We start from the raw sequence: 25,353 nt of genomic DNA, 5'->3' as shown, positions 1-25,353 counted from the left end.
AGGGGGAATGAGAGTGGAAAAACCTTGGCTACAGAGTTATCCAGATGAAATTCCAGGGACAATTTCTTATGATATTCAGCCGCTTCATGGATATGTAGAACAGATGGCTTCTCGTTATCCAGAAAAGAAAGCGCTTCACTTTTTAGGGAAAGATATTACATTTTCAGATTTCCATGATAAGGTGAAGAGATTTGCAAATTATCTTCAAACGCTAGGTGTGGAAAAAGGGGATCGAGTTGCCATTATGTTGCCGAACTGTCCGCAATCTGTAATTGGTTATTATGGTACATTACTTGCGGGAGGAATTGTCGTACAAACAAATCCACTCTATACAGAAAGAGAGCTGGAGTATCAGCTTCGTGACTCGGGAGCAAAAGTAATTCTTTGCCTGGATTTAGTATTTCCGAAAGTGACGAATGTTCAAAATACGACAAAGCTTGAACATATTATCGTAACCCGTATTGCAGATTTTTTACCTTTCCCTAAAAATTTATTGTATCCATTTGTGCAGAAGAAACAGTCGAATTTAGTTGTGAAAGTATCAGAAAGTGAAACGATTCATCTTTGGGATTCAGTAGAAAGAGAAGTAAATACGGATGTTGAAGTACCGTGTGATCCTGCAAATGATCTAGCCCTTTTGCAGTATACAGGGGGAACGACAGGATTTCCAAAGGGGGTTATGTTGACGCATAAAAACCTCGTTTCGAACACTTTAATGGGAGCGCATTGGTTATACAATTGTAAAGAAGGAGAAGAAGTAATCCTTGGTGTCCTTCCGTTTTTTCATGTGTACGGGATGACAGCTGTAATGAATTTAAGTATTATGCAAGGATATAAAATGGTGCTTATTCCGAAGTTTGATATGAAAATGGTTTTTGAAGCAATTAAAAAACATAAAGTCACACTATTTCCAGGAGCACCAACCATTTATATTGCTTTATTAAATAGTCCCCTTTTAAAAGAATACGATATTTCTTCTATTCAGGCTTGTATTAGTGGATCTGCGCCGCTTCCGGTAGAAGTGCAGGAAGAGTTTGAGAGAGTTACAGGTGGTAAATTAGTAGAAGGTTATGGATTAACGGAGTCATCACCAGTTACACATGGGAATTTTTTGTGGGAAAAACGCGTGCCGGGAAGTATTGGGGTGCCGTGGCCAGACACAGAGGCAATCATTATGTCACTTGAAACAGGAGAGGCATTACCTCCGGGTGAAATTGGAGAAATTGTTGTAAAAGGCCCACAAATTATGAAAGGGTATTGGAATAAGCCAGAGGAAACAGCGGCTGTATTGCAAGATGGCTGGCTCCATACAGGTGATGTAGGATACATGGATGAGGATGGCTTTTTCTATGTGAAAGATCGTAAGAAGGATATGATTGTTGCTAGCGGTTTTAATGTATATCCTCGTGAAGTAGAAGAGGTTTTATATGAACACGAAAAGGTGCAAGAAGTGGTAACAATCGGTGTTCCTGATCCGTATCGAGGGGAAACGGTAAAAGCGTTTGTTGTTTTGAAGAAAGGTGTCGAATGTTCTGAAGAAGAATTAGATCAGTTTGCACGTAAATATTTAGCAGCTTACAAAGTCCCGAAAGTATATGAGTTTAGAAGTGAGTTACCGAAGACGACAGTTGGAAAAATTTTACGACGTGTCCTAATAGATGAAGAGAAGAGAAAGAATGAGGATGAACAAACGGGCTAAGGCCCTTTCTTTTTGAAAAAATAGGATTGACACTTTTCTAAATAGTCAGTATTATAAGAATATGAATGACTATTCATTCAGTCATCTTCTTGAAGGGGACAGTAAAGTGAAGAAAAATAGACCGAAATACAATCAAATTATTGATGCAGCAGTCATTGTGATTGCGGAGAATGGATACCATCAAGCGCAAGTTTCTAAAATTGCAAAGCAAGCTGGGGTAGCTGATGGCACGATTTATTTATATTTTAAAAATAAAGAAGATATATTAATATCCTTATTCCAAGAGAAGATGGGAGAATTTGTTGAAACAATTCGTCAAAAAATAGCAGGAATTGAAAGCGCTGTAGCGAAGTTATTTATGTTGGTAGAAACGCACTTCTTGCTGTTGTCGCAAAATGATCCTCTTGCTATCGTTACACAATTAGAGCTAAGACAGTCCAATCAAGACTTGCGCCTCAAGATAAATGAAGTATTAAAAGGCTACTTACAAGTTATGGATGAGATTTTAGAGACAGGTATAAAGCAAGGTGAATTTCAGGCGGATTTAAATGTTCGCGTGGCAAGACAAATGATCTTTGGAACAGTAGATGAAGTTGTGACCAATTGGGTAATGAGCGATCATAAGTATGATCTGGTCGCACTTTCAAAAACGGTACATGGGCTACTTATTGCAGCTTGTGGTTATCGTCAATAATGGGAGGGATCATGTTGAAATTCCTATCTGTAAGAGTTGAAGACCATATCGCCGTGGCGACGTTAAACCATGCGCCAGCTAATGCGATGTCTTCACAAGTTATGCATGACGTTACTGAATTAATCGATCAAGTGGAAAAGGATGATAACATTCGTGTTGTTGTTCTACATGGTGAAGGGCGCTTCTTCTCAGCGGGAGCAGATATTAAAGAATTTACATCTGTTACTGAAGCGAAGCAAGCGACAGAATTAGCACAGCTTGGGCAAGTTACGTTTGAGCGTGTTGAAAAATGTTCAAAACCAGTTATTGCGGCAATTCATGGAGCGGCACTTGGCGGCGGCCTTGAATTTGCTATGTCTTGCCACATGCGCTTTGTAACTGAAAGTGCAAAGCTTGGTTTACCTGAGTTAACACTTGGATTAATTCCTGGTTTTGCAGGTACACAGCGCTTACCGCGTTATGTTGGTAAAGCGAAAGCTTGTGAAATGATGTTAACAAGTACACCAATTACTGGTGCAGAGGCATTGAAATGGGGACTTGTTAACGGGGTACTTTCTGAAGAATCACTTTTAGAAGATACGCTTAAAATTGCAAAGCAGATTGCTGGAAAAAGTCCGGCAACAATTCGTGCTGTGCTAGAGTTATTACAAACAACAAAATCGTCTCATTATTATGAAGGTGTACAACGTGAATCACAGATTTTTGGTGAAGTATTTACGGGTGAAGATGGAAAAGAAGGCGTAGCAGCATTTTTAGAAAAACGTAAGCCTTCATTTAGTGGTAGGTAGTCCGAATATTTTTTTAATATAAATTAACAGAATTTTAAAATTGATAGAATCTTTCTGAAAAATAAGGGGGTAAATGGAATGAACATCTACGTACTCATGAAACGAACATTTGATACAGAAGAAAAAATCGTAATTAAAAACGGTGCAATTTACGATGGCGAAGCGGAATTCATCATCAACCCTTACGATGAATATGCGATTGAAGAAGCAATTCAAGTAAGAGATGCACAAGGTGGAGAAGTTACTGTTGTAACAGTTGGTGGCCAGGATAGTGAAAAAGAACTTCGCACAGCATTAGCGATGGGCTGCGATAAAGCGGTATTAATTAACATTGAAGATGATGTTGAGAATGGTGACCAGTGTACAACGGCAAAAGTGCTTGCTGAATATTTGAAAGATAAAGAAGTAGATTTAATTTTAGGTGGAAACGTTGCGATTGACGGTGCATCTGGACAAGTTGGTCCACGTGTAGCTGAAGCGTTAAATATTCCATATGTAACGACAATTACAAAGCTTGAAATTGATGGTACAAATGTGAAAATCGAGCGTGATGTTGAAGGAGATACAGAAGTAATTGAAACATCATTACCGGTTTTAGTAACAGCGCAACAAGGTTTAAATGAACCGCGTTATCCATCGCTTCCAGGTATTATGAAAGCGAAGAAGAAGCCCCTAGAAGAATTAGAATTAGATGATTTAGATTTAGAAGAAGATGATGTGGAAGCAAAAACAAAAACAATTGAAATCTATTTGCCTCCTAAGAAAGATGCAGGAAAAGTGTTACAAGGCGAGCTGCAAGATCAAGTAAAAGAACTTGTATCGTTGCTCCATACAGAAGCGAAAGTAATCTAATAAAATACGAAATTATATATGCAGGAGGGAAAATCTATGGCTCGTAAAGTATTAGTAATGGGTGAAGTTCGTGACGGATCGCTACGTAACGTTTCGTTTGAAGCGGTAGCAGCAGCAAAAACAATTGCAGAAGGCGGTGAAGTGGTAGGTCTTCTAGTTGGAGACAGCGTTACCTCTTTTGCAAATGAATTGATTCATTACGGTGCAGATCGCGTTGTGACAGTTGAAAATGATAAATTAAAATCATATACATCTGATGGCTATGCACAAGCGTTTTTAGCTGTATATGCTGAAGAAAAACCAGAAGGAATTGTATTTGGACATACAGCACTTGGTAAAGATTTATCACCAAAATTAGCGGCGAAGCTTGAAGCTGGTCTAGTTTCTGACGTAACTGCTTTAGAGGTTGAAGGTGGAAATGTTATCTTCACTCGTCCGATTTACTCTGGTAAAGCGTTTGAGAAGAAGATTGTAACAGATGGTATCTTATTTGCGACAGTGCGTCCAAATAACATTGCAACTCTTGAAAAAGATGAGTCTCGTACAGGTGACGTGTCTTCTATTACAGTAGATGTGAAAGATTTACGTACAATTATTCAAGATGTTGTCCGTAAAACAGCAGAAGGTGTAGACCTTTCTGAAGCAAAAGTTATTATCGCTGGTGGACGTGGTGTGAAGAGTGAAGAAGGATTTAAACCATTAAAAGAGTTAGCTGACGTACTAGGCGGCGCTGTTGGAGCATCTCGTGGTGCTTGTGACGCTGAGTATTGTGATTACTCATTACAAATTGGTCAAACTGGTAAAGTTGTTACGCCAGACCTATACATTGCATGCGGTATTTCTGGTGCGATTCAGCATTTAGCTGGTATGTCTAACTCAAAAATAATTGTTGCGATTAATAAAGATCCAGAAGCTAGTATCTTCAAAGTAGCTGACTACGGTATTGTCGGTGATCTATTTGAAGTAGTACCTCTTTTAACAGAAGAGTTTAAAAAGTTAAAAGTACATTCATGATTTGAGTACCCTTGAGTTCCAAGTGAAGTACCCCTATATATAGAAAAAGGTGAGAGATCCCCTGTCTCTCATCTTTTTAGTATTTAATCCGTATTTTTATATAGTATAAAGGAACATTTTTTTGTTACAATACATAACGATACATAATATTCGCCACGTATATAAGTTAATGATATACTCTTGGTAGAATATACTTGAAGGAGGAAATAAAATGGCAATTGTAAATGCAAATGACCAAAGCTTCGCAGCTGAAACTAGCGAAGGTGTTGTATTATTAGATTTTTGGGCGCCTTGGTGCGGACCTTGTAAAATGATCGCTCCTGTATTAGAGGAAATCGATGCAGAGTTAGGCGAGAAAGTAAAGGTAGTAAAAGTTGACGTTGATGAAAACCAAGAAACTGCTCGTCAATTCGAAGTAATGAGCATTCCAGCTCTTTTCGTGTTAAAAGATGGTAAAGTGGTTGATCAAGCGCTAGGTTACAAACCGAAAGAAGCGTTAGTAGAATTAGTTTCTAAACACTTCTAAAATAAAGAAGCTACCATTTGGTAGCTTTTTTTATTTTCCTTTTTCAAACCTTTCCGTTACAATAAAAGAACGTATGTTGGGTGTTTTAGCATAGTATGTTTTCGTATGAAAATAAAAATGATAAGCATGTAGAAATGGAGGGAGACGAGTGCACGAGCATTTAAAAGAGAAGTTAGCAATTTTGCCCGATCAACCTGGTTGTTATTTAATGAAGGATAAACAGGGAACGGTTATATACGTTGGAAAAGCAAAGGTACTCAAAAATCGTGTGCGCTCGTACTTTACTGGTTCGCATGATGGGAAAACACTTAGGCTTGTAGGAGAAATTGTAGATTTTGAATATATTGTAACCTCCTCAAATTTGGAGGCTCTCATTTTAGAGTTAAATTTAATTAAAAAGTATGATCCAAAATATAATATTCAATTAAAAGATGATAAAACATATCCTTTTATTAAAATTACAGCTGAAAAGCAGCCGCGTTTACTCATTACGCGAAATGTAAAAAAGGACAAAGGAAAGTACTTTGGTCCTTATCCGAACGCCCAGTCAGCTCATGAAACGAAAAAGTTATTAGATCGTATGTATCCGCTTCGTAAATGTACCAATATGCCGGATAAAGTTTGTCTCTATTATCATATGGGACAATGTTTAGCACCTTGTGTAAAAGAAGTAACGGAAGAACAAAATAAAGAAATTGTAGATGAAATTATTAAGTTTTTAAATGGTGGACATAAAGAAGTTCGTTCAGAATTAGAAACAAAAATGTATGAGGCTTCAGAGAAACTAGAATTCGAACGGGCAAAAGAGCTGCGAGATCAAATTGCTCATATTGATGCAATTATGGAAAAACAAAAGATGATTATGAGTGATTTAGTGGATCGTGACGTGTTTGGATATGCAGTTGATAAAGGGTGGATGTGTGTTCAAGTTTTCTTCGTTCGAAAAGGAAAGCTAATTGAACGTGATGTTTCAATGTTTCCAATCTATGATGAACCTGAAGAGGGTTTTTTAACTTTTATCGGTCAATTTTATGAAAACAGTAGTCATTTTAAGCCGAAGGAAATTGTCGTTCCAGGAAGTATAGATTCAGAATTAGTAGAGCGCTTTTTAGAAGTTGAAGCGACACAGCCGAAGCGTGGGAAGAAAAAAGATCTTGTGGAATTAGCAAGTAAAAACGCGAAAATTGCACTAGAAGAGAAATTTTACTTAATTGAACGCGATGAAGAGCGGACGATTAAAGCTGTTGACAATTTAGGGAAGCAGCTCGGTATTGAAACGCCATATCGTATTGAAGCGTTTGATAACTCGAATATTCAAGGGACAAATCCTGTTTCAGCAATGATTGCTTTTATCGATGGGAAACCAGCGAAGAAAGAATATCGGAAATATAAAATTAAAACAGTCCAAGGGCCAGATGATTACGAGTCTATGAGGGAAGTTGTGAGGCGCCGTTATACGAGGGCGTTAAAGGAAAATTTACCCTTGCCAGATTTAATAATTATCGATGGGGGAAAAGGACATCTCGCGGCTACAAGTGATGTTCTTGAAAACGAGCTTGGATTATATATTCCAATGGCAGGGCTTGTCAAAGATGAAAAACATAAAACATCACATTTAATTATTGGCGATCCGCCTGAGCCTGTTATGCTTGCGAGGAATAGCCAAGAATTTTATTTATTGCAGCGCATTCAAGATGAAGTGCATCGATTTGCAATTACATTCCATCGTCAATTACACGGGAAATCTGTTATTCAATCAGCATTGGATGATATTCCAGGAATTGGTGACAAACGGAAAAAGGTATTGTTAAAACATTTTGGTTCATTAAAAAAGATGAAAGAAGCTTCCATATCGGAATTTGTCGAAGCGGGTATGCCGAAAAATGTAGCGGAGACAATTTATACTTATTTAACAGATAAGAAGACGTTGTAGTTTACAATGTCTTCTGTTTTTTGGTATAATTTCTGAAGATTTTAAATAAACACACCTGAATGAATATACAAAAAAATCAACTAAACTAAACGTATATGTCTAGTTTAGTTGACTGTAGGTAAATGCTACACTTCAATGAGATCTTTTATATCCCATTTAACAAGAAATGTAATAGAGTCTGAACGTTTTTTCTGTTCTTCGTAGGACTCGGCAATGACGTTTCTTTGCCTTTGAATTTGCTCGGCGATAAATCCAGCTTCTAATTGATAAGAAGAATGTCTTTTTTGTTTTTGACGCTCAGCAATGAGTGCACTTTTAAGTTGGAACTGCATTTCACGACGTTTATGCTCAACGATGCTTAAAGTGCCCCAACCGGCTTTTTCGAAAAACTGAATAACTTCTTCAATGGTTTCTAGTGGATATTTTCTTGCAAGATTTCTACCGGACCAGTATAAAATTCCATCTAAATCATTACCAATTAAATCAGGTAGTAGTTCTTCACGCAGTAATTCATAAGCGAAGGCGTTCAATGAAACATCTTCTAAAGATGTTATATCGATTGTATTTTTGCTCACAATATTCCCCTCTTTCTATAGGGATTATTATATAACATTTCTCATTTATAAAAACAGATTTTTCTTTGGGAAATCTGAATATATAAGAAGAAAAAAAGAAATGACAAATTATATGCAAATTATGTATACGTTTTCTTGACGCTTCGACAAAAATAGGAGTAAAATGAACTTGGTATCAAATTATGCTGAAATATTTCGAATAATTTTTTCAGTTTTTCTTATGCCAATAGTGAAAAAACATTATTGTTGTAAACTAATCTGAAAACAGCAGTCAAACATTCAAGGGGGGTAATGGGGACATGAAAGGCCGCGAGTATACGTTTCGTAAGTGGCACTCATTAATGGGGGTCATCCCGGTTGGTGTCTTTTTGACGCAACATTTAGTAGTAAACAACTTTGCAACAAGAGGAGCAGAGGCTTTTAACAAAGCTGCAGGCTTTATGGAGCTCCTTCCATTCCGGTATGCGCTAGAAATTTTCATCATCTTTTTACCTATACTGTACCATGCTATATATGGCTTATATATTGCATTTACAGCTAAGAACAATGCGGTATCTTACGGTTATTTCCGTAACTGGATGTTCGTCTTCCAACGAATTTCAGGTATCGTTACGCTGATATTTATTTCTTGGCACGTCTGGGAAACTCGTATTCAAGCAATGTTAGGTAAAGAGGTAAACTATGATATGATGGCAGATATTTTAAGCAATCCAGCTATGTTTGCATTCTACTTAGTTGGTGTTGTTTCAACTATTTTCCACTTTGCAAATGGACTATGGACATTCTGCATAAGCTGGGGAATTACAGTATCTCCACGTTCACAAAGAATCTCTACTTATGTAACATTAGCTATTTTCTTAGGTCTATCTTATGTAGGTGTGAGTGCATTATTAGCGTTCATCGATCCACAGCTAGCAAACCAGTAAGGAGTGGGAGAGCATGAAAGGGAAACTTATAGTAGTCGGCGGTGGCTTGGCTGGCTTAATGGCAACGATTAAAGCGGCAGAAGCAGGAGTAAATGTTGAACTGTTTTCATTAGTACCAGTAAAACGTTCACATTCTGTATGTGCCCAAGGTGGAATTAACGGTGCCGTAAATACGAAAGGTGAAGGGGATTCTCCATGGATCCACTTTGACGATACAATTTATGGTGGGGACTTCTTAGCGAACCAACCACCAGTTAAAGCAATGTGTGAAGCAGCACCTGGTATCATTCATTTAATGGACCGCATGGGTGTTATGTTCAACCGTACGGAAGAAGGACTTCTTGATTTCCGTCGTTTCGGTGGAACACAACATCATCGTACAGCATTTGCTGGTGCGACAACCGGTCAACAATTACTATACGCATTAGATGAGCAAGTACGTCGCCATGAAGTAGCAGGACTTGTAACGAAATATGAAGGTTGGGATTTCTTACGAGCTGTTGTGGATGATGAAGGTGTGTGCCGAGGAATCGTTGCACAAGACTTACAAACTATGGAGATTAAAAGTTTCCAAGCTGATGCCGTGATTATGGCAACAGGGGGCCCTGGTATCATCTTCGGGAAATCAACGAACTCCATTATTAATACAGGTACAGCAGCATCTGCTGTATATCAGCAAGGTGCATATTATGCGAACGGTGAGTTCATTCAAATCCATCCAACAGCAATTCCTGGAGACGATAAGTTACGTCTTATGAGTGAATCTGCACGTGGTGAAGGTGGACGTGTTTGGACATATAAAGATGGTAAGCCATGGTACTTCTTAGAAGAAAAATATCCAGCTTACGGAAACCTTGTACCTCGTGATATTGCAACGCGTGAAATCTTTGATGTTTGCGTAGAGCAAAAACTAGGTATTAACGGTGAAAACATGGTATATCTAGATCTTTCTCATAAAGATCCAAAAGAACTAGATATTAAACTTGGTGGAATTATTGAAATCTATGAGAAATTTACAGGTGATGATCCTCGTAAACTACCAATGAAAATCTTCCCAGCGGTTCACTATTCAATGGGCGGATTATGGGTTGATTATAAGCAGATGACAAGTATTCCAGGTTTATTTGCAGCAGGTGAGTGTGATTATTCTATGCATGGTGGTAACCGTCTAGGTGCGAACTCACTATTATCAGCAATCTACGGTGGTATGGTAGCAGGACCGAATGCAATTGAGTATATGAAAGGTCTTTCTAAATCATCTGATGCTGTGTCATCTACTGTATATGAGCAAAATGAATTAATCGAAACAGAGAAATTTAACAATATTTTAACGCTTGATGGTAACGAAAATGCATATGTTCTTCATAAAGAGCTTGGAGAATGGATGACAGATAACGTTACAGTAGTTCGTGAAAATAAAAAATTACTAGAAACAGATGCGAAAATTGAAGAGTTAATGGCTCGTTACAAACGCATAAACATTAACGATACAGCAAGATGGAGTAACCAAGGTGCTTCATTTACACGCCAGCTTGCAAATATGTTTGAGCTAGCGCGTGTTATTACAATTGGGGCATACAACCGTAATGAAAGCCGCGGAGCGCATTATAAACCAGAATTCCCAAATCGTGATGATGCGAACTTCTTAAAAACTACGATGGCAAAATTTGAAGGAGAAGGAAATGCACCAGCATTCCATTACGAAGAAGTGGATGTTTCATTAATTAAACCACGTAAACGTGACTATTCTTCAAAACATGATGTAGCTGCTAAGGGTGAAGAGAAGGGGGATAAACAACATGTCTGAGAAAACAATCCGCCTCATCATTACGAGACAAGATGGACCAGATGCACAAGAGTTTGAACAAGAGTTTGAAATTCCGTATCGTCCTAATATGAATATTATTTCGGCGCTTATGGAAATTCGTCGTAATCCTGTTGACTCAAAAGGAAACCACACAACTCCAGTTGCATGGGATATGAACTGTTTAGAGGAAGTATGTGGAGCATGTTCGATGGTGATTAACGGAAAACCACGTCAATCATGTACAGCTCTTATTGACCAATTAGAACAACCAATTCGCTTAAAGCCGATGAAGACATTCCCAGTTGTACGTGATTTACAAGTTGACCGTAGTCGCATGTTTAACGCGTTAAAACGTGTGAAAGCTTGGATTCCAATCGATGGTACGTACGACCTTGGACCAGGTCCAAGAATGCCAGAGAAAAAGCGCCAATGGGCATATGAGCTTTCAAAATGTATGACATGTGGTGTTTGCTTAGAGTCATGTCCGAACGTAAACAGTAAATCTGACTTTATTGGACCAGCACCGCTTTCACAAGCGCGTTTATTCAACTCGCATCCAACTGGTGAAATGCATAAAGCAGATCGTTTACGTGCAATTATGGGTGATGGAGGACTTGCAAACTGTGGTAACTCTCAAAACTGTGTGCAATCATGTCCGAAAGGTATTCCATTAACAACTTCAATTGCAGCATTAAACCGTGATACAACAATTCAATCGTTCAAAGATTTCTTTGGTAGCGACAATAACTATTAATAAATATTGCCTCTTCATTTTGAAGAGGCAATATTTATAACTGAATTTTTCTGTTTATTCTGTGTATTAATAAAAGAAAAGGAGAGGGAACAATGAAGAGAATTTCTTATATTGAAGACTTTGAGCAGTGGGAAAGTGGTTTTTCATTTTATAATCCTGTTAAAGTTCGTTTTGGTGAAGTAGATATGTTTGGCCATGTGAATAACGTCGTTGCTTTTACATATTTTGAAGAAGCACGTATCGCATTGTTTAAAGAACTTGGATTTATGCAAGAATGGACACATGAATCTTCAGAAACGATGATAGTCGTCGCAGATCTACAATGCAATTTCATAAAACAAATTTATTTTGATGAGCATTTGAAAGTATATGTAAAGGCAGGAGCGGTGGGGAATTCTTCTTTAGATTTACACTATATGGTCAAGAATGCAAAGGAAGAAGTTTGTTTAGTTGGGCGTGGAACAATGGTGCAAGCATCGAAAAAAACTGGAAGAGGCGAACCATGGCCTGAAGAATGGAAGAAGAAATTGCTACAATAATAGAATGAAAAAAATAAGAGAGCGATTCGCTCTCTTATTTTTTGTCCTCCATCGCCTCTTCTAATGTTAGATGGTGCTTATATATGTATGTGGCGTATGGATTACCAACGTAGCGCAAGTGCCACGGTTCATATGCATACTCTGTTGTCTTTGTTTTATCCTCTAAATAACGAATGACAAATCCGAACTCATGGGCATGTTCTGCAACCCATTTTCCCTCTGCGGTCTCTCCGAAGATTGGTTCTAATTGGAATTTAGCAGATTTTGAGCTAATATCCATTGCTAGACCAGTTTGATGCTCGCTTGTTCCAGGAATTGCACTTACTGAATCAGCTTCAGCTTTTCCTTGGCGTTTAATATATGTGTTATGTAATGATTGTTGGCGTTTGTAAGAACGGTAACCTGAAACTGCTGTAAGTTCTAAGCCTTCCTTTTTCGCTGCTTGGAACATTTTTTCGAGCGCGTCTGAAGCATCTTTACGAAGTAATGTTTTCTCCTTATCTTTTGGACTAGTAAATGGTACGTTCGGTTTAGTTAAATCTTCTGGAATGTACCCATCTGGTAATTTACGATGTTTATTGACCAATACAAGATCAGAATCTGGATTTGTTACAACGGAAAAATTATCATCTAGTTTCTTTGCATTATGATCAGCTTTTGGAAAAGCAGGAATCTCTTCTTTTTGATGGTTATTATGTTTTTGACTTTCGACAGCTTTCGCCTCATTCTGTAGTGGTGATTTAGAACCGAAGTAAGCGAAAGATGTGATACCGATTACAATAGTAGCGGCAGAAATAATTACTATTTTTTTCATGATGCCCTGTAACCACAGTCCTTTCTTAATAAAATTTGTATCATTATTGATTATAAATCTAGTTTGTTGAAAAAGAAATATAAGAGTCGTAACGTAATAGAAATGCAAAGAAAATGTCAGAAAATGTGTGAAATTGTAGAATTTTTTCACATAATTCATTTCTTATCTTTCATGTAATTCATTTTTTATGTAATATATATATAAGAAGATGTAACGATTATTGAGAATAAAAGACTTCTTGTATAGACTAGGAGTGAATGGGAATGGATTTTGCAACAATTATTGGAATCATTTTAGGAGTAGTGGCGGTAGTAGTGGGGATGGTCGTCAAGGGCGCTGACGTAATGGCCTTAATGAACCCTGCCGCAGCATTAATTATTTTTGTCGGTACATTTGCTGCAGTATGTATTGCGTTTCCGATGAATCAACTAAAAAGAGTTCCAAAATTATTTAAAGTTCTTTTTGGTTCAAATAAAAAAGATTTAAGTTATGAACAGTTGCTAGAATTATTTGTTCATTGGACATCTGAGAGTAGAAAATATGGTATTTTGTCTTTAGAGCAACAATTAGATAAAATTGAAGATGAATTTCTTTTGCGTGGTATGAAATTTGTTATTGATGGCGTATCTGCGGAAGATTTAGAACAAATTTTAGAAGCTGAATTAGAAGCAATTGAAGAGAGGCATGCAAAAGGGGCTGCTATTTTTTCGCAAGCTGGTACATATGCACCTACATTGGGGGTTTTAGGTGCTGTTATCGGTCTTGTAGCTGCGCTTGGAAATTTAACTGATATTGAAAAGTTAGGACATGCTATTTCAGGTGCGTTTATTGCAACAATTTTCGGTATTTTTTCGGGTTACGTATTATGGCATCCATTTGCAAATAAATTAAAGCAAAAGTCTGCCGCTGAATTAGAGAAGAAACGTTTAATTATTGATTGTTTATTAATGTTACAAGAAGGTACATATCCATTTATTATGAAAAACCGCATTTTAGGTGCGCTTTCTGCGACTGAGCGTAAGAAGCTAGAAAAAGGAGCGGAAAAAAATGCGGAGTAAGAAAAATAGAAGAGGTAAAAAGAAAAAACACGATGAGCATATTGATGAAACTTGGTTAATTCCGTATTCTGATATGCTAACGTTGTTGTTTGCGCTGTTTATTGTTCTATTTGCAATGAGTAGTATAGATGCTGCGAAATTTAAACAGATGGCAGTAGCTTTTCGCAGTGAACTAGCAGGTGGAACAGGAAATAAAGAGTTTTTAAGTGATCAAAAACCGAATGAGGAAAAAGAATTATCAGCAAGTAGCCTTGAGGCAGAACAAGCAAAAAAACAAGAAGAGGCTAGAGCTAATGAAAAGAAAGAAATGGATGAGTTGAAAGCATTACAAGAAAAGATTGATCAATATATTAATGAGAACCAATTATCCTCTTCTTTTCAAACTAAGTTAACCGAAAAGGGATTAATGGTGACGATATTAGAGAATGTACTATTTGATTCAGGGAAAGCAGATGTGAAATTGGAATCGTTAGGGATTGCAAAAGAGATGTCTGATTTACTTGTTTCAGCAGCTCCTCGTGAAATAACTGTATCTGGTCACACTGATAATGTTCCAATTGCCAATGCGAAATTTGCATCAAACTGGGAATTGAGTACACAGCGCGCTGTGAACTTTATGCAAGTATTGCTTCAAAATAAGGAGTTGCCACCAGATAGTTTTAGTGCAATTGGTTATGGAGAGTATCGTCCAATTGATAAAAATGATACACAAGAAGGAAAGGCAAAGAATAGGCGTGTGGAAGTGTTTATCTTGCCTTTAACAGAGAAAACAAAATAAAAGAGGATGGCGAAAGCCATCCTCTTTTATTTTGCATCAAATGATTTTAAGTTGTCACGACGAATTTTATCTTTTTCTGCATCTGATTTTTTGAAATCATAGTCATATAAAGCGCCTTCCCAATCACCATACATTGGATTAGGGAAAATGATGAATTTCTCACCAAATTGTGCTTTTGATTCTTCTACTGTTTGATTGCGATCTTTTACAGATTTTCCATCAAAACCAGTGAAATCAGATAAGTTATCACCGAAGAATAGGACAATATCATGTGTTTGAGAAACAAGTTCACGGCGTTTTTCTTTTCCTTTTTCTTTCGGGTCTTGTAGTAATATGTGTTCTTTCGTTGCTTGAGGAGCACCTACGCGCTCGAGATTTTTAATTGTTGCATCTAGTTGATTCGTTTTACGATTTGAGATGTAGTAAATATCTACACCTTTAGACTCTGTATATTTTAAGAAATCAATCGCGCCTGGAAGGGCTTCAGCTTCAGCCTTATTAATCCAATCGTCCCATTTATAAGGGTAGCCTTTTCCTGTTTTTACGCTCATTGCTTGATGAGGACTGTTATCTAAAACAGTTTCATCTAAATCAAGTACGATAGCAGGTTTTTTGTTTGTACCTTTTGCAAGAGCTGCATCAAGCTTCAATTGACCAATATTGTATCCTTGGTAGTACAGCGCTTTCGTTTCGCCAGCTGTTTGATACCATAAATCAGCCATCAATTGCTGGTCTGTTAATTTTACTTTCTCTTCTTTTGCCACTGTTTTCTCAGCTGTTCCTGAACATGCTACAAGCGATGTGGAAAGAACGGCTACAGATAATAAAGTGGTAATACCCCTCTTCATCTTCATATGTATCCTCCTTGATGTTAGAAAATCAATTAATATTATATATTAAAATATAATATTTTTTTCATTTTTTTTTATGAACATTTGCATATTGTCTTTTGTATATATAGTAGTTTGTCCTATAGTAGATAAGATGCATAAAAAAGATGCGATAAAAACTAAGTAGCTGAAGAAAAGGAATGTATGTAAGAAGATGGAATAAGGTTACTATATGTTGTTTTAAAAAATATTATTATGTAAGCGAGAGCGAGAATGCTATTGAAGGGGAGGATATATACATTGAGTTTACAAATTCAAAACTTAACAAAACTATTTGGAGAATCTAAAGCAGTTAATGGTTTGCAAATCTCGTTACCAAAAGGTGAAGTGTTAGGATTACTTGGTCGAAATGGTGCAGGGAAAACAACGACGATTAAAATGTTACTAGGTTTATTAACGCCAAATGAAGGTTCTATTACGTGGGATGGAAAATCATTTGGTCATAGCGGGGTAACGATTGGATATTTACCAGAAGAAAGAGGATTATATACAAAAAGTAGAGTAATAGATCAGTTGCGATATTTTGGCAGATTAGAAGGAATGACGAAGAAAGAAGTGGATCTTGCAATTGATCACTGGTTAGAGCGATTAGCAATCCCAGAATATAAATTCAAAACAGCGGGAGAACTTTCGAAAGGAAACCAGCAAAAAATTCAATTAATTGCTGCTCTTCTTCATGATCCAGAGCTTCTTATTTTAGATGAACCATTTAGTGGACTTGATCCAGTTAATGCTGGGATGCTAGCTAGTATTATTGAAGAACAAGTACAAAGGGGAAAGACAATTATTTTATCAAGTCATCGTATGGAGCAAGTAGAAGCTTTTTGCCAGCATGTATGTATTTTGAAAAAAGGTGAAGCGGTCGTAGAAGGTCAATTAAGTGATATAAAGAAAGAATATGGTTTTCGTAATTTAACGGTTGAAGATACAGTAGAGAATGAAAAAGGGCTCGAAGTTATAGCTGTTCCGTATGAAAAACAACAAGGCCTTCTTTATGTGAAAATACAAGACGATGCAGAAGCTCTAAAGATTTTGCAACAGTTGCAAGAACAAGGTATTAGCTTACGACAATTTAAAATGTTAGAGCCGACGTTAAACGAAATCTTTGTAGAGAGGGCGAAGTAACGATGCGTAAATTTTCTCATGTATTTTCATTTTATTTTAGGGAAGCGTTTTTATCTAAAAAATCATTAATTACGAGTGCGATTTTATTTTTAGTTGTGTTTGGTATTTTTGCATTTAATCATTTTACTTCAGGTGGAGATAAAAATAAGGATAAAGATAAAATTGCAGTTGTAACAGAGAGTGCCACCTACAAAATACAAAAAGAAGAGTTAGATAAGTTATTACCATCAGCAAAAATAACGGTTGGTTCAAAGGCTGATTTTGATAAACTGCATAAGCAAGTAGAAGAAGGCGATTTAGATGGTCTATTCCATGTGACGGAGAAGAATGGAGCCCCATCGGTTACATATATGTATAATGGATTCCCAAGCCAAGCAACTTCTGCAATTATGGCGGGTTATTTAAAACAACAATATACAATGGTGACAATTGCAAAAAATAATGTTTCGCCGGAAATTGCACAGCAATTACAAGCAGAAATTCAAGTAAAGCAAGAAGCGATAAAAGACCGTACTTCTTCTTTCGGAATTGCGTATTTCTTTACATTTGCTTTGTATATGTTTATTGTTGCTTTCGGGAATACAATCGCAATGAATATTGCATCTGAAAAGGCGTCACGCGTAATGGAAGTGATGCTTCCGAAAGTAAAACCTCTTACGATGATGTATGCGAAAATCTTAGCGGTTGTTTCAACGGCGTTACTACAACTTGTAATACTGGCGTGTGGTTATCTTATTCCTTATTTGTTAGGTTGGGTCGACTTAGAAAGTGCCTCATTATTTGGGATTCCGATTGACTTTACAAAATTAGATGCAAAAGTTATAAGTATGTTTCTTGTCTATTTCATTACGGGATATTTACTTTATGCGATGATGTACGCTGCGGCTGGAGCTGTTGTTTCTAAGACAGAGGATTTACAAGCTGTATCTTTCCCGGTAATGATTTTGATTATGGCTGCATTCTTCATTAGTATTAAATCATTAAGTGATCCGAATAGTACTATTGTCGTTGTAAGTTCGTATGTTCCGTTTTTCACGCCGATGGTTACCTTCTCGCGTATTGTAGCTGGTGAAGCAGGTATGTTAGAAATTACGATAACATTAGTAGTTTTATTGGCGACAATTGGTATATTAAATGCTATTACAAGTCGTATTTATGTAAACGGTGTAATGAATTACTCCGACAAAGTGAAATTTAAAGATTTAGCGAAATTTATAAAGCGTCAATAAGGAGAGAAAAGCATGATTTTCTAGTGGAATCATGCTTTTTCTTTATGTATAAATTAAAAATAGTATATAATAATAAGAGTTGTCTTTTAATAGAATGAATAAAAAGGAGGGTGTGCAGATGGGAATTAGTAGTCGTTTTACAGTAGGTGTTCATATGTTAACGTTACTTGCAATAGATCGAAACTCTCGCTGTACCTCTGAATGGATTGCTGGTAGTGTGAATACAAATCCAGTTGTGATTCGTCGCATTACAGGAATGTTGAAGAGAGCAGGACTTGTTGATGTACAAGCTGGTAAAGGTGGTACGACACTTGCTCGTGATTTAGATGAAATTACATTACTTGATGTATATAAAGCTGTGGAAGTTGTAGAAGAAGGACACCTATTTTCTTTCCATGAAAATCCCAACATTGAATGTCCAGTAGGAGCTAATATTCAATCGGTATTAGAAATTATTTTAATGCAAGCGCAAGAAGCGATGGAAAACGTACTTGAAAATGTAACGGTGCAGCAATTAGTTACAAATTTAAAGTCCAAAATTAAAGAATAAAAAAAGCGAGCCTTCTCATGAAGAGGGCTCGCCTTTTTTTATTCGGAAATATTGAAAATTCTATTTTTCAGTATTTAAAATAAACTTTCCTACAACAGCTGCTACGATACCACCAAGAATTGGTGCAACGATGAATACCCATAGTTGAGAAATTGCTTCTCCGCCAGCGAATAAAGCTGGTGCGATACTACGAGCTGGGTTAACAGATGTTCCAGTTAACGGGATACCTAATAAGTGAATTAATACTAACGTGAAACCAATTACTAGTCCAGCTAAAGAAGAACTTCCTTTTTTACCTGTTACAGCAACGATAACTAAAACAAATACGAAAGTTAAAATGAATTCAACTAAAAATGCTCCAGATAAACCAAGAGTTCCAAAACTATTTTGTCCTAAATTATCTAAAGGTAATTTAGCAGATCGTAAAATTGTTACTAACGTTGCAGTTCCTAATAAACCACCTAAAATTTGAGCTAATAAATAATAGCTAAGTTCCATAGCGTTCATTCTTTTGTTGATGAACATAGCGATTGATACTGCTGGGTTAATATGACATCCAGAAATTGTTCCAATGCTATATGCCATAGCCACGATAGATAATCCGAAAGCCATAGCGATACCTAATGTTCCAATTCCTTCAATTCCGCCGCCAATGACAGCTACTCCAGTTCCGAATAGTACAAGTACAAATGTACCAATAAATTCAGCAATTGCTTTTTTTAACATAATTTACCTCCTATTAATGCGCATGAAACGTATTATAACATAGGTTTTAGTATAAATAGCTAATGAAATACTATTCTGATAAACCTGAATAGGGGGACAATGAAAAAGCGTGATTCTATAAAGAAGAATCACGCTTTTTTTATGCTGATTTTGTCTGTTTAACGACTGGAACAGAACGGTTTAAAACACTATTTACGACCATGCCTAGCATGATAATAATCATCCCAATCAGTGACAGACCACCAGGGAATGAACCATTTAAGAAAATAATCTCACCGAGCACGGTAAAGACCATCGTCCCAGCTTGTGTTGCTTCAACAGCTCCAAGTAAACCAAGATTGTCTTTTGCTAAGTCAGTAGCAAAGAAAAATGTCATCGTCGCAATAACTCCAGAACATAATGCTAACAAAAACCCTTGCAGCATTTGACTTGATGATGGAATACCCGTAGTGGAAAATCCGTATATACCAAGTAAAATTGTAATAGGGAGACTTCCGATTGCCATTCCTAATACACGTTGGAATGTATCAAGACGCCCGCCAACAAGTTCCATCATTTTTCGGTTACCGAAGGGATATAAGAAAGCTGCTAAAACGACGGGTAAAAAACCAGAAATGAACTGAGTCATTGTAATATGACCCGCTGCAGTAGTTTGCATACAAATTACACCAAGTAAAATAAATAATGCTACATATAAACTGCGTAGTGGAATTTTTCCGCGCACAAGTTTTGTACCAGACTTTGTTTCTATTTTAATGAAAAATAATGGTGATAAAAGTAAACCTGCTAATATCGTAACTTGCCAAGTTCCAGCAACGAGCCAAGCTGGAGAAAAAACAGCTGCGAAACTTAATAAAGAATAGAAGCCGATGCCAGCGACGGAGCCCCACCCAATCCATGCAAATGGATGTTTCTTTAACTCTGCCCATAAAGCTCCTAAGTTTTTGCGAAATAAAACGATAAGGAATAAAATAGGGAGAGCAAATAGAAAGCGGAAGGAAGCAGTCCAAGCCCAGCTTGTTCCAGATACATTCATTGCTCTGTTAATAATAAAGGTTGCAGAAAAAAAGGCCGATGATAAAAGACCTAGTAATATTGCGCGCATGAAGTATAACACTCCTTTCGGAATTAAATAATTATGTATAGTATACTATACTTTAATTTAATAAAAGTAAACTATTTTATATTTTAAGGTGGTTTTATAGATGAAAGAAAATGAGGACATGCAAACGAAGGAAGTCATTCAGCAAGTAGGTCAGCTATTAAGACAAATTCGAAATGAACAAAAATTAAGTTTAGAAGATTTAGCCCGAAAGACAGGTGTTAGTAAATTAACGCTAGGAAAGATTGAAAGAGGTGAAACGAATCCAACATTAGCTGTCATTTGGAAAATTACGAAAGGGTTATCAATCCCTTTATCGAGATTGATGGTTGTTGGAGAGCCTGTAGCTGTTGCACGCTGCGGAGAAGGGTTTGCAGTAGATGTAGGACAAGCGTGGCACTTAGAAACAATGTTCCGTTACACGAAAGAAACGGGGATGGAAATGCACCGGGCTTGTTTAAGAGCGCATAGTATATATGAGCCTGAAGCTCATCATGAAGGAGCAATTGAGCTTGTAACGGTAATGAAAGGGAAAGTTTCTATTCAAGTTGAGAATGATGTGTATGAGCTAAATGAGTTTGATTCCATTCAATTTGAAGCGAATAAGAAACATAGTTATAAAAATGAAGAGGATGAAGTGGCGGTATTGCATTTAACGATGAAATATTCTTCATAAAAAAATCACCTATAGAATTCTATAGGTGATTTTTTTATATGCACTGCTAAAGTATATTGAATGATGTTATTAGTACGAACGTGGCATGAGTAATAAACAAATGAGATAAACTAAAAACCCTGTTCCAAAACATAGAACGGCAATAAGCCAGATGATACGAATGAGAGTAGCGCTAATATCAAAATATTCGCCTAAACCTCCGCATACACCAAATAACATTTTGTCAGTTTCAGATTTACATAATTTCTTCGACATATAATGAGCCTCCCCTTTTTATATCATCATTGTGAAAATTTTATGTGTGCGTATGTACTTTTATTCTATATGGGAATTTACGGGAATACCATTTGATTATATTATTTTTTTCAAAGAGGTTCATAGCTTGTTAATTGTCTTAATTTTCAGTTGATATTAAAATGTAAATGAGGGTGTGACGTATTTTCTAATATAAGGTGGGGAAATGGTAATGACATTGTATTGGTTGACTAATGTAAAGCTTGAAACAGGTTATACATATGAAGAAGCGAAAATTTCACAAACGGAAACAGAGATATACAGTCTTCTTATTGAAGATGGCATAATTAAAAAAATTATATCGGGAATCGTTCAAGAGGAAGGAACTTTAATTTTTGATGCTAATCGTTTATTAGTTTTACCAGCTTTCGAAGAGATGCATATTCATATCGATAAAACGTATTATAGTGGGCCTTGGAAAGCTTGCATGCCAGCAGAAAATATTTTTACACGTTTTAATGAAGAAGAAACGATTTTGCCAAAGCAATTAGCAACTGCTCAACATAGGGCGGAAAATATGTTAGAGTTACTGCTCCGAAATGGCGCAACGAATATTAGAACGCATTGTAATGTTGATCCAATTATTGGACTTCGTAATTTGGAAGCAACATTAGCGGCTTTAGAAACATATAAAGATCGGTTGTCTGGTAGAATAGTTGCATTTCCGCAACATGGATTATTGCGCAGTAATTCTGTACAACTTGTGAAAGATGCAATGCGTATGGGCGCGCAATTAGTTGGCGGAGTGGACCCAGCTACTGTAGATAATGACATCGAAAAATCATTACATACAATTATGGATATTGCAGTAGAGTTTAATGCGGATGTGGACATTCATCTGCATGATGCAAATAACCTTGGAACGTTTACGATGAAGAGATTGGCAAGCCTAACAGAGGAAGCAGGATGGCAAGGGCGTGTAACGATTAGCCATGCACTTGGACTTGGAGGCGTTACTGATAAAGAAGCTGAAGAAGTGGCAGAAAGATTAGCGGCATTAAAGATCGATATTACTTCAACTGTTCCAATTGGTAAACAAGTAATCCCGATTCCATTATTAGATCGAAAAGGAGTTAAAGTTTCATTAGGAAATGATAGTATTACAGATCATTGGTCTCCGTTTGGAACGGGAGATATGCTTCAAAAAGCGAATCGATTGGCGGAACGGTTTGGCTGGAGTGATGAAAGATCTTTGGGAAAAGGTCTTCGTTTTATTACAGGAGGGAAAGAAACGTTAAATAATGAAGGGGAGCGAGTGTGGCCTAATGTAGGGGATGAGGCGAGTTTTGTTTTAACGAATGCAACATGTGTCGCTGAAGCAGTAGCTCGTCAAACGGAGAAGTGTGTAGTTATGTATAAGGGGAATGTCGTTATGGGGAATTTAGATCAAGTGAAATTAGATAATCTTGTATAGAAGAATCGTTTAGACGTTTTGAGAAGGGGTCTTATTTGCATGTGTGCTACTAGTTGTTATGTCGCTGTTTCCAAGTATTATCCGCTACCTAGCATCTCTGCCATCCGCGGTCGCATCTGCAGTTTTAATGGCTTCGTTCGTACAGTTAATTGGAATTGGGTTTCATAACATAAAAAAATACAACTTAGCGAAAGGAATGTAACGATTTTAGGGGTTGCGGCGTTATGTTTTTACTGTTTGGAGCACTCCAGTCATTGTCATCTGTTATACAAAATATATTCGGTAATGGTTTGTTTGTAGGTACCGTTGTAAGTATATTGCTAGAACAAATATGGCGTACGGAGAAGTAAATGTATAAAACGAGTGCATAAACAGTATAAAAGTCTAAAATAACATAAGAAATAAAGCCCATTTTCATTCACCACCTGCACATTTCGTTCATACAATATCTTGACTAAATAAACACCCAACTTACACATACACAGCTCTGGCTTAAGCAAGGAGGGTTATACCAGTTGAAGGAAAAAGCGTATCAATCTAAACCTTTACTCACAAAGAGAGAGAGAGAAGTATTTGAATTACTGGTTCAAGATAAAACGACGAAGGAAATTGCAGGTGAACTTTTTATAAGTGAAAAAACAGTGCGCAACCACATCTCAAATGCAATGCAAAAGCTAGGGGTTAAAGGACGTTCACAAGCAGTTGTTGAGCTTCTTCGTATGGGAGAACTCGAACTATAAATAGAAGAAGCCGACTTTTATAAAAAGAGTCGGCTATTTTTCTGTTTGTTTCATGCTCTATATGAATGATAAGGATGTTTCATACATAAATAGGTAGTAAGGAGGGGATATGTTGAAAAGAGTATTATTAGTTTCAACAAGCGCGCATGATATGCGTGGGCATCCTACTGGATTATGGCTGGAGGAGTTAGCGGCTCCGTATGATTTATTTAAAAAGGCTAAGTTCGATGTTGACCTTGTATCTATAAAAGGTGGAAGGGTACCTATCGATAGAGTATCTATTCCGAATGGTATACCTCGTGAATTTAAGCACGTAGCTACGATATTGCAAAATACGAAGCCGATTTCGAAGGCTCATTTTTCAGATTATGATGCAGTTTTATTTGGTGGTGGGCACGGGGCTATTGTAGATTTTCCGGGTAATCCATATGTAGCAAGTTTGATTGTAAATATGTATAACAATAATCGGATTGTAGCGGCTGTTTGTCACGGAGTAAGTGCATTAGTCGGTGTAAAAAATAAGGATGGCTCATTTTTTAGTGCGGGTAAGCATATAACAGGCTATACAAATGACGAAGAAAAAGCTGTACATTTAGAAAATCGAGTTCCGTTTTTGCTAGAAAGTAAGTTGAAAGAAGAAGAGGCTTTATTTTATGTTGCCCCTAATTTCACGCCGCATGTTGTAGTAGATGGACATTTAATTACAGGGCAAAATCCTCAATCAAGCATAAAAATTGGTAAGGCTATAAAGAGAGCTTTGAATAAACTATAGAAATAAAACTCCCGCTACTAATAAAGGTAGCGGGAGTTTTATTGTGAAATGAGTATTTTATGTATAGAAAATAACCGACCTTCATATAGTAGGTCAGTTATTTTTCTGTCTTGCAAATTATGAAAAAAAGGAGCAAAATAAAAAAGGTCCTGGTCTATACAGGTACAAATGAAAAATTTTATACAGGGGCATTTTAAGTTAGCGAACTTAAAGTGTGTAAAATATACTGATAAACATAAAATAAGATGATGAATGAGAAAACGGGTGATTAAGTTGAATAGAGCGATCGGTGTTATTGATTCAGGAGTAGGTGGATTAACAGTAGCGAAGGAATTAATTCGTCAGTTACCTAAAGAACGTATTATATATTTAGGGGATACAGCGCGTTGCCCTTATGGTCCGCGTTCTCGTGAAGAAGTGCGTAAATTCACGTGGGAAATGACAGAACATTTGTTAGAACTAAACATCAAAATGTTAGTTATTGCATGTAATACAGCAACTGCGGTTGTGTTAGAAGAAATGCAAAAACAATTACCAATTCCAGTAGTTGGAGTTATTCATCCTGGATCACGTACAGCTTTAAAAATGACAAATACGTATCATGTTGGGATTATTGGAACGATTGGCACTGTGAAAAGTGGTGCATATGAAGAGGCGCTAAAGTCTATTAATAACCGTGTTATGGTAGAAAGTTTAGCGTGCCCGCCTTTCGTAGAACTTGTAGAGAGCGGGAATTTCGAAAGTGAAATGGCATATGAAGTTGTAAGAGAAACATTGCAACCGTTGAAAAGTACTGATATTGATACCCTAATTTTAGGGTGTACACATTATCCTATTTTAGGTCCTGTTATTAAAAAGGTAATGGGAGATCAAGTACAATTAATTAGTTCGGGTGATGAAACAGCACGTGAAGTAAGTACGATCCTATACCATAGTAAGATGCTAAATGAGGGAGAAGAACAAAGTGACCACCTCTTCTTAACAACTGGTAAAATAGGTTTGTTTAAAGAAATCGCTTCAAAATGGTTCGGTCAGCCGATTGAAAATGTGAAGCATATTAATTTAGAAACAGAATAAT

The 25,353-nt window shown here is 36.8% G+C and carries 27 protein-coding genes and 1 pseudogene; 22 read left to right on the top strand and 6 right to left on the bottom strand.

All coding sequences use genetic code 11. The annotated features are described in order from the left end of the window. Positions 1 to 13 precede the first annotated feature (13 nt). The 7 genes from ACTFQM_RS17500 to uvrC all read left to right on the top strand — a co-directional run bounded on the left by ACTFQM_RS17500 (position 14) and on the right by uvrC (position 7,506). Complete coding sequence (locus ACTFQM_RS17500) at positions 14 to 1,699, top strand: long-chain-fatty-acid--CoA ligase (RefSeq protein WP_440035392.1); 1,686 nt, start codon at positions 14 to 16, stop codon at positions 1,697 to 1,699. A gap of 106 nt (positions 1,700 to 1,805) precedes the next feature. After that, positions 1,806 to 2,393 (top strand): TetR/AcrR family transcriptional regulator, encoded by a 588-nt coding sequence (locus ACTFQM_RS17495; RefSeq protein WP_012261773.1) that lies wholly within the window; start codon positions 1,806 to 1,808, stop codon positions 2,391 to 2,393. Between the two features lie 11 nt (positions 2,394 to 2,404). Further along, entirely contained in the window at positions 2,405 to 3,181 is a 777-nt protein-coding gene (locus ACTFQM_RS17490; protein WP_002173667.1) for an enoyl-CoA hydratase, read from the top strand. Between the two features lie 78 nt (positions 3,182 to 3,259). Continuing rightward, a complete protein-coding gene (gene etfB / locus ACTFQM_RS17485; protein WP_440035390.1) occupies positions 3,260 to 4,033 on the top strand; it encodes an electron transfer flavoprotein subunit beta in 774 nt (257 codons plus the stop codon). Between the two features lie 36 nt (positions 4,034 to 4,069). Next, the gene (gene etfA, locus ACTFQM_RS17480) at positions 4,070 to 5,047 is read left to right on the top strand and encodes an electron transfer flavoprotein subunit alpha (protein ID WP_440035387.1); all 978 of its coding nucleotides are present in this window, start codon (positions 4,070 to 4,072) and stop codon (positions 5,045 to 5,047) included. 211 nt (positions 5,048 to 5,258) lie between these two features. Then, the gene (gene trxA / locus ACTFQM_RS17475; RefSeq protein WP_001018943.1) at positions 5,259 to 5,573 is read left to right on the top strand and encodes a thioredoxin; all 315 of its coding nucleotides are present in this window, start codon (positions 5,259 to 5,261) and stop codon (positions 5,571 to 5,573) included. Between the two features lie 148 nt (positions 5,574 to 5,721). Next, entirely contained in the window at positions 5,722 to 7,506 is a 1,785-nt protein-coding gene (gene uvrC / locus ACTFQM_RS17470; RefSeq protein ID WP_440035385.1) for an excinuclease ABC subunit C, read from the top strand. A 125-nt stretch (positions 7,507 to 7,631) separates the two neighbouring features. Here uvrC and ACTFQM_RS17465 read toward each other — a convergent pair whose 3' ends face one another. Beyond that, positions 7,632 to 8,081, bottom strand: coding sequence for a YslB family protein (locus ACTFQM_RS17465; RefSeq protein ID WP_002173663.1), 450 nt, complete (start codon positions 8,079 to 8,081; stop codon positions 7,632 to 7,634). A 299-nt stretch (positions 8,082 to 8,380) separates the two neighbouring features. On the opposite strand from ACTFQM_RS17465, the gene sdhC reads away from it, so the two are divergent. The 4 genes from sdhC (at position 8,381) to ACTFQM_RS17445 (ending at position 12,107) form a co-directional block, all read left to right on the top strand. After that, positions 8,381 to 9,007: a succinate dehydrogenase cytochrome B558 gene (gene sdhC / locus ACTFQM_RS17460; RefSeq protein WP_000678360.1), complete on the top strand. Its 627-nt coding sequence runs from the start codon at positions 8,381 to 8,383 to the stop codon at positions 9,005 to 9,007. Positions 9,008 to 9,020: 13 nt separating this feature from the next. Then, positions 9,021 to 10,814 (top strand): succinate dehydrogenase flavoprotein subunit, encoded by a 1,794-nt coding sequence (sdhA, locus tag ACTFQM_RS17455; protein ID WP_000676749.1) that lies wholly within the window; start codon positions 9,021 to 9,023, stop codon positions 10,812 to 10,814. After that, entirely contained in the window at positions 10,807 to 11,568 is a 762-nt protein-coding gene (gene sdhB, locus ACTFQM_RS17450; RefSeq protein WP_071718506.1) for a succinate dehydrogenase iron-sulfur subunit, read from the top strand. The genes sdhA and sdhB overlap by 8 nt, the downstream gene beginning before the upstream one ends. A 92-nt stretch (positions 11,569 to 11,660) precedes the next feature. After that, the gene (locus ACTFQM_RS17445; protein ID WP_440035380.1) at positions 11,661 to 12,107 is read left to right on the top strand and encodes an acyl-CoA thioesterase; all 447 of its coding nucleotides are present in this window, start codon (positions 11,661 to 11,663) and stop codon (positions 12,105 to 12,107) included. A 34-nt stretch (positions 12,108 to 12,141) separates the two neighbouring features. On the opposite strand, the gene ACTFQM_RS17440 is transcribed toward ACTFQM_RS17445, so the two are convergent. Continuing rightward, positions 12,142 to 12,921: a M15 family metallopeptidase gene (locus tag ACTFQM_RS17440; protein WP_002173659.1), complete on the bottom strand. Its 780-nt coding sequence runs from the start codon at positions 12,919 to 12,921 to the stop codon at positions 12,142 to 12,144. A 263-nt stretch (positions 12,922 to 13,184) separates the two neighbouring features. Here ACTFQM_RS17440 and motA point away from each other — a divergent pair, with 263 nt between their 5' ends. Both motA and motB read left to right on the top strand, forming a co-directional pair. After that, positions 13,185 to 13,979 carry a flagellar motor stator protein MotA gene (gene motA / locus ACTFQM_RS17435; RefSeq protein WP_265621948.1) on the top strand — a complete coding sequence of 265 codons (795 nt, stop codon included), beginning with the start codon at positions 13,185 to 13,187 and terminating at the stop codon, positions 13,977 to 13,979. Further along, positions 13,969 to 14,757 carry a flagellar motor protein MotB gene (motB, locus tag ACTFQM_RS17430; RefSeq protein WP_440035376.1) on the top strand — a complete coding sequence of 263 codons (789 nt, stop codon included), beginning with the start codon at positions 13,969 to 13,971 and terminating at the stop codon, positions 14,755 to 14,757. Before motA ends, motB begins: the two co-directional genes overlap by 11 nt. Before the next feature lie 26 nt (positions 14,758 to 14,783). Here the strand turns inward: motB and ACTFQM_RS17425 are convergent, their stop codons facing one another. Beyond that, entirely contained in the window at positions 14,784 to 15,611 is an 828-nt protein-coding gene (locus ACTFQM_RS17425) for a 5'-nucleotidase, lipoprotein e(P4) family (protein ID WP_025147519.1), read from the bottom strand. Between the two features lie 276 nt (positions 15,612 to 15,887). Between ACTFQM_RS17425 and ACTFQM_RS17420 the strand changes: the two genes are divergently transcribed. The 3 genes from ACTFQM_RS17420 (at position 15,888) to ACTFQM_RS17410 (ending at position 18,551) form a co-directional block, all read left to right on the top strand. Continuing rightward, positions 15,888 to 16,772, top strand: coding sequence for an ABC transporter ATP-binding protein (locus ACTFQM_RS17420; RefSeq protein WP_002173655.1), 885 nt, complete (start codon positions 15,888 to 15,890; stop codon positions 16,770 to 16,772). A 2-nt stretch (positions 16,773 to 16,774) separates the two neighbouring features. Further along, positions 16,775 to 18,001 (top strand): ABC transporter permease, encoded by a 1,227-nt coding sequence (locus ACTFQM_RS17415; protein ID WP_002173654.1) that lies wholly within the window; start codon positions 16,775 to 16,777, stop codon positions 17,999 to 18,001. 118 nt (positions 18,002 to 18,119) lie between these two features. After that, positions 18,120 to 18,551 carry an Rrf2 family transcriptional regulator gene (locus ACTFQM_RS17410; protein ID WP_265621945.1) on the top strand — a complete coding sequence of 144 codons (432 nt, stop codon included), beginning with the start codon at positions 18,120 to 18,122 and terminating at the stop codon, positions 18,549 to 18,551. Between the two features lie 60 nt (positions 18,552 to 18,611). Here the strand turns inward: ACTFQM_RS17410 and ACTFQM_RS17405 are convergent, their stop codons facing one another. After that, positions 18,612 to 19,277, bottom strand: a complete 666-nt coding sequence (locus ACTFQM_RS17405; RefSeq protein ID WP_002015331.1) for an MIP/aquaporin family protein — start codon at positions 19,275 to 19,277, stop codon at positions 18,612 to 18,614. Positions 19,278 to 19,416: 139 nt separating this feature from the next. Further along, positions 19,417 to 20,382 carry a DMT family transporter gene (locus ACTFQM_RS17400; RefSeq protein ID WP_440035372.1) on the bottom strand — a complete coding sequence of 322 codons (966 nt, stop codon included), beginning with the start codon at positions 20,380 to 20,382 and terminating at the stop codon, positions 19,417 to 19,419. 100 nt (positions 20,383 to 20,482) lie between these two features. Here ACTFQM_RS17400 and ACTFQM_RS17395 point away from each other — a divergent pair, with 100 nt between their 5' ends. Continuing rightward, positions 20,483 to 21,055, top strand: a complete 573-nt coding sequence (locus ACTFQM_RS17395; RefSeq protein WP_440035369.1) for a helix-turn-helix domain-containing protein — start codon at positions 20,483 to 20,485, stop codon at positions 21,053 to 21,055. A 69-nt stretch (positions 21,056 to 21,124) separates the two neighbouring features. On the opposite strand, the gene ACTFQM_RS17390 is transcribed toward ACTFQM_RS17395, so the two are convergent. Further along, a complete protein-coding gene (locus tag ACTFQM_RS17390) occupies positions 21,125 to 21,310 on the bottom strand; it encodes a PspC domain-containing protein (protein WP_002173650.1) in 186 nt (61 codons plus the stop codon). A gap of 211 nt (positions 21,311 to 21,521) precedes the next feature. On the opposite strand from ACTFQM_RS17390, the gene ACTFQM_RS17385 reads away from it, so the two are divergent. The 5 genes and pseudogenes from ACTFQM_RS17385 to racE all read left to right on the top strand — a co-directional run bounded on the left by ACTFQM_RS17385 (position 21,522) and on the right by racE (position 25,352). Next, a complete protein-coding gene (locus ACTFQM_RS17385) occupies positions 21,522 to 22,763 on the top strand; it encodes an amidohydrolase family protein (protein WP_002173649.1) in 1,242 nt (413 codons plus the stop codon). A 31-nt stretch (positions 22,764 to 22,794) separates the two neighbouring features. Next, positions 22,795 to 23,113: pseudogene (locus ACTFQM_RS17380) on the top strand (purine/pyrimidine permease); the annotation flags it as partial. Positions 23,114 to 23,278: 165 nt separating this feature from the next. Continuing rightward, complete coding sequence (gene gerE / locus ACTFQM_RS17375) at positions 23,279 to 23,503, top strand: spore germination transcription factor GerE (protein WP_000659484.1); 225 nt, start codon at positions 23,279 to 23,281, stop codon at positions 23,501 to 23,503. A 109-nt stretch (positions 23,504 to 23,612) separates the two neighbouring features. Further along, positions 23,613 to 24,275 carry a type 1 glutamine amidotransferase domain-containing protein gene (locus tag ACTFQM_RS17370; RefSeq protein ID WP_440035366.1) on the top strand — a complete coding sequence of 221 codons (663 nt, stop codon included), beginning with the start codon at positions 23,613 to 23,615 and terminating at the stop codon, positions 24,273 to 24,275. A gap of 264 nt (positions 24,276 to 24,539) precedes the next feature. After that, complete coding sequence (gene racE, locus ACTFQM_RS17365) at positions 24,540 to 25,352, top strand: glutamate racemase (protein WP_002173646.1); 813 nt, start codon at positions 24,540 to 24,542, stop codon at positions 25,350 to 25,352. Position 25,353 lies beyond the last annotated feature (1 nt).

The sequence above is a fragment of the Bacillus cereus group sp. MYBK30-2 genome (genome assembly GCF_051915945.1).
Taxonomy (GTDB): Bacteria; Bacillota; Bacilli; order Bacillales; family Bacillaceae_G; genus Bacillus_A; species Bacillus_A paramycoides.
This window is presented reverse-complemented; position numbering and strand designations above follow the sequence as displayed.

Bases quoted from the DNA above. Each gene is read 5' to 3' on its own strand.
- ACTFQM_RS17410 (WP_265621945.1), top strand. From the start codon at position 18,120: ATGGGAATTAGTAGTCGTTTTACAGTAGGTGTTCATATGTTAACGTTA.
- ACTFQM_RS17415 (WP_002173654.1), top strand. From the start codon at position 16,775: ATGCGTAAATTTTCTCATGTATTTTCATTTTATTTTAGGGAAGCGTTT.
- trxA (WP_001018943.1), top strand. From the start codon at position 5,259: ATGGCAATTGTAAATGCAAATGACCAAAGCTTCGCAGCTGAAACTAGC.
- etfB (WP_440035390.1), top strand. From the start codon at position 3,260: ATGAACATCTACGTACTCATGAAACGAACATTTGATACAGAAGAAAAA.
- ACTFQM_RS17440 (WP_002173659.1), bottom strand. From the start codon at position 12,921: ATGAAAAAAATAGTAATTATTTCTGCCGCTACTATTGTAATCGGTATC.
- ACTFQM_RS17395 (WP_440035369.1), top strand. From the start codon at position 20,483: ATGAAAGAAAATGAGGACATGCAAACGAAGGAAGTCATTCAGCAAGTA.
- ACTFQM_RS17490 (WP_002173667.1), top strand. From the start codon at position 2,405: ATGTTGAAATTCCTATCTGTAAGAGTTGAAGACCATATCGCCGTGGCG.
- ACTFQM_RS17425 (WP_025147519.1), bottom strand. From the start codon at position 15,611: ATGAAGATGAAGAGGGGTATTACCACTTTATTATCTGTAGCCGTTCTT.
- sdhA (WP_000676749.1), top strand. From the start codon at position 9,021: ATGAAAGGGAAACTTATAGTAGTCGGCGGTGGCTTGGCTGGCTTAATG.
- ACTFQM_RS17370 (WP_440035366.1), top strand. From the start codon at position 23,613: ATGTTGAAAAGAGTATTATTAGTTTCAACAAGCGCGCATGATATGCGT.
- ACTFQM_RS17385 (WP_002173649.1), top strand. From the start codon at position 21,522: ATGACATTGTATTGGTTGACTAATGTAAAGCTTGAAACAGGTTATACA.
- ACTFQM_RS17405 (WP_002015331.1), bottom strand. From the start codon at position 19,277: ATGTTAAAAAAAGCAATTGCTGAATTTATTGGTACATTTGTACTTGTA.
- ACTFQM_RS17445 (WP_440035380.1), top strand. From the start codon at position 11,661: ATGAAGAGAATTTCTTATATTGAAGACTTTGAGCAGTGGGAAAGTGGT.
- sdhC (WP_000678360.1), top strand. From the start codon at position 8,381: ATGAAAGGCCGCGAGTATACGTTTCGTAAGTGGCACTCATTAATGGGG.
- motA (WP_265621948.1), top strand. From the start codon at position 13,185: ATGGATTTTGCAACAATTATTGGAATCATTTTAGGAGTAGTGGCGGTA.
- ACTFQM_RS17400 (WP_440035372.1), bottom strand. From the start codon at position 20,382: ATGCGCGCAATATTACTAGGTCTTTTATCATCGGCCTTTTTTTCTGCA.
- motB (WP_440035376.1), top strand. From the start codon at position 13,969: ATGCGGAGTAAGAAAAATAGAAGAGGTAAAAAGAAAAAACACGATGAG.
- etfA (WP_440035387.1), top strand. From the start codon at position 4,070: ATGGCTCGTAAAGTATTAGTAATGGGTGAAGTTCGTGACGGATCGCTA.
- sdhB (WP_071718506.1), top strand. From the start codon at position 10,807: ATGTCTGAGAAAACAATCCGCCTCATCATTACGAGACAAGATGGACCA.
- ACTFQM_RS17390 (WP_002173650.1), bottom strand. From the start codon at position 21,310: ATGTCGAAGAAATTATGTAAATCTGAAACTGACAAAATGTTATTTGGT.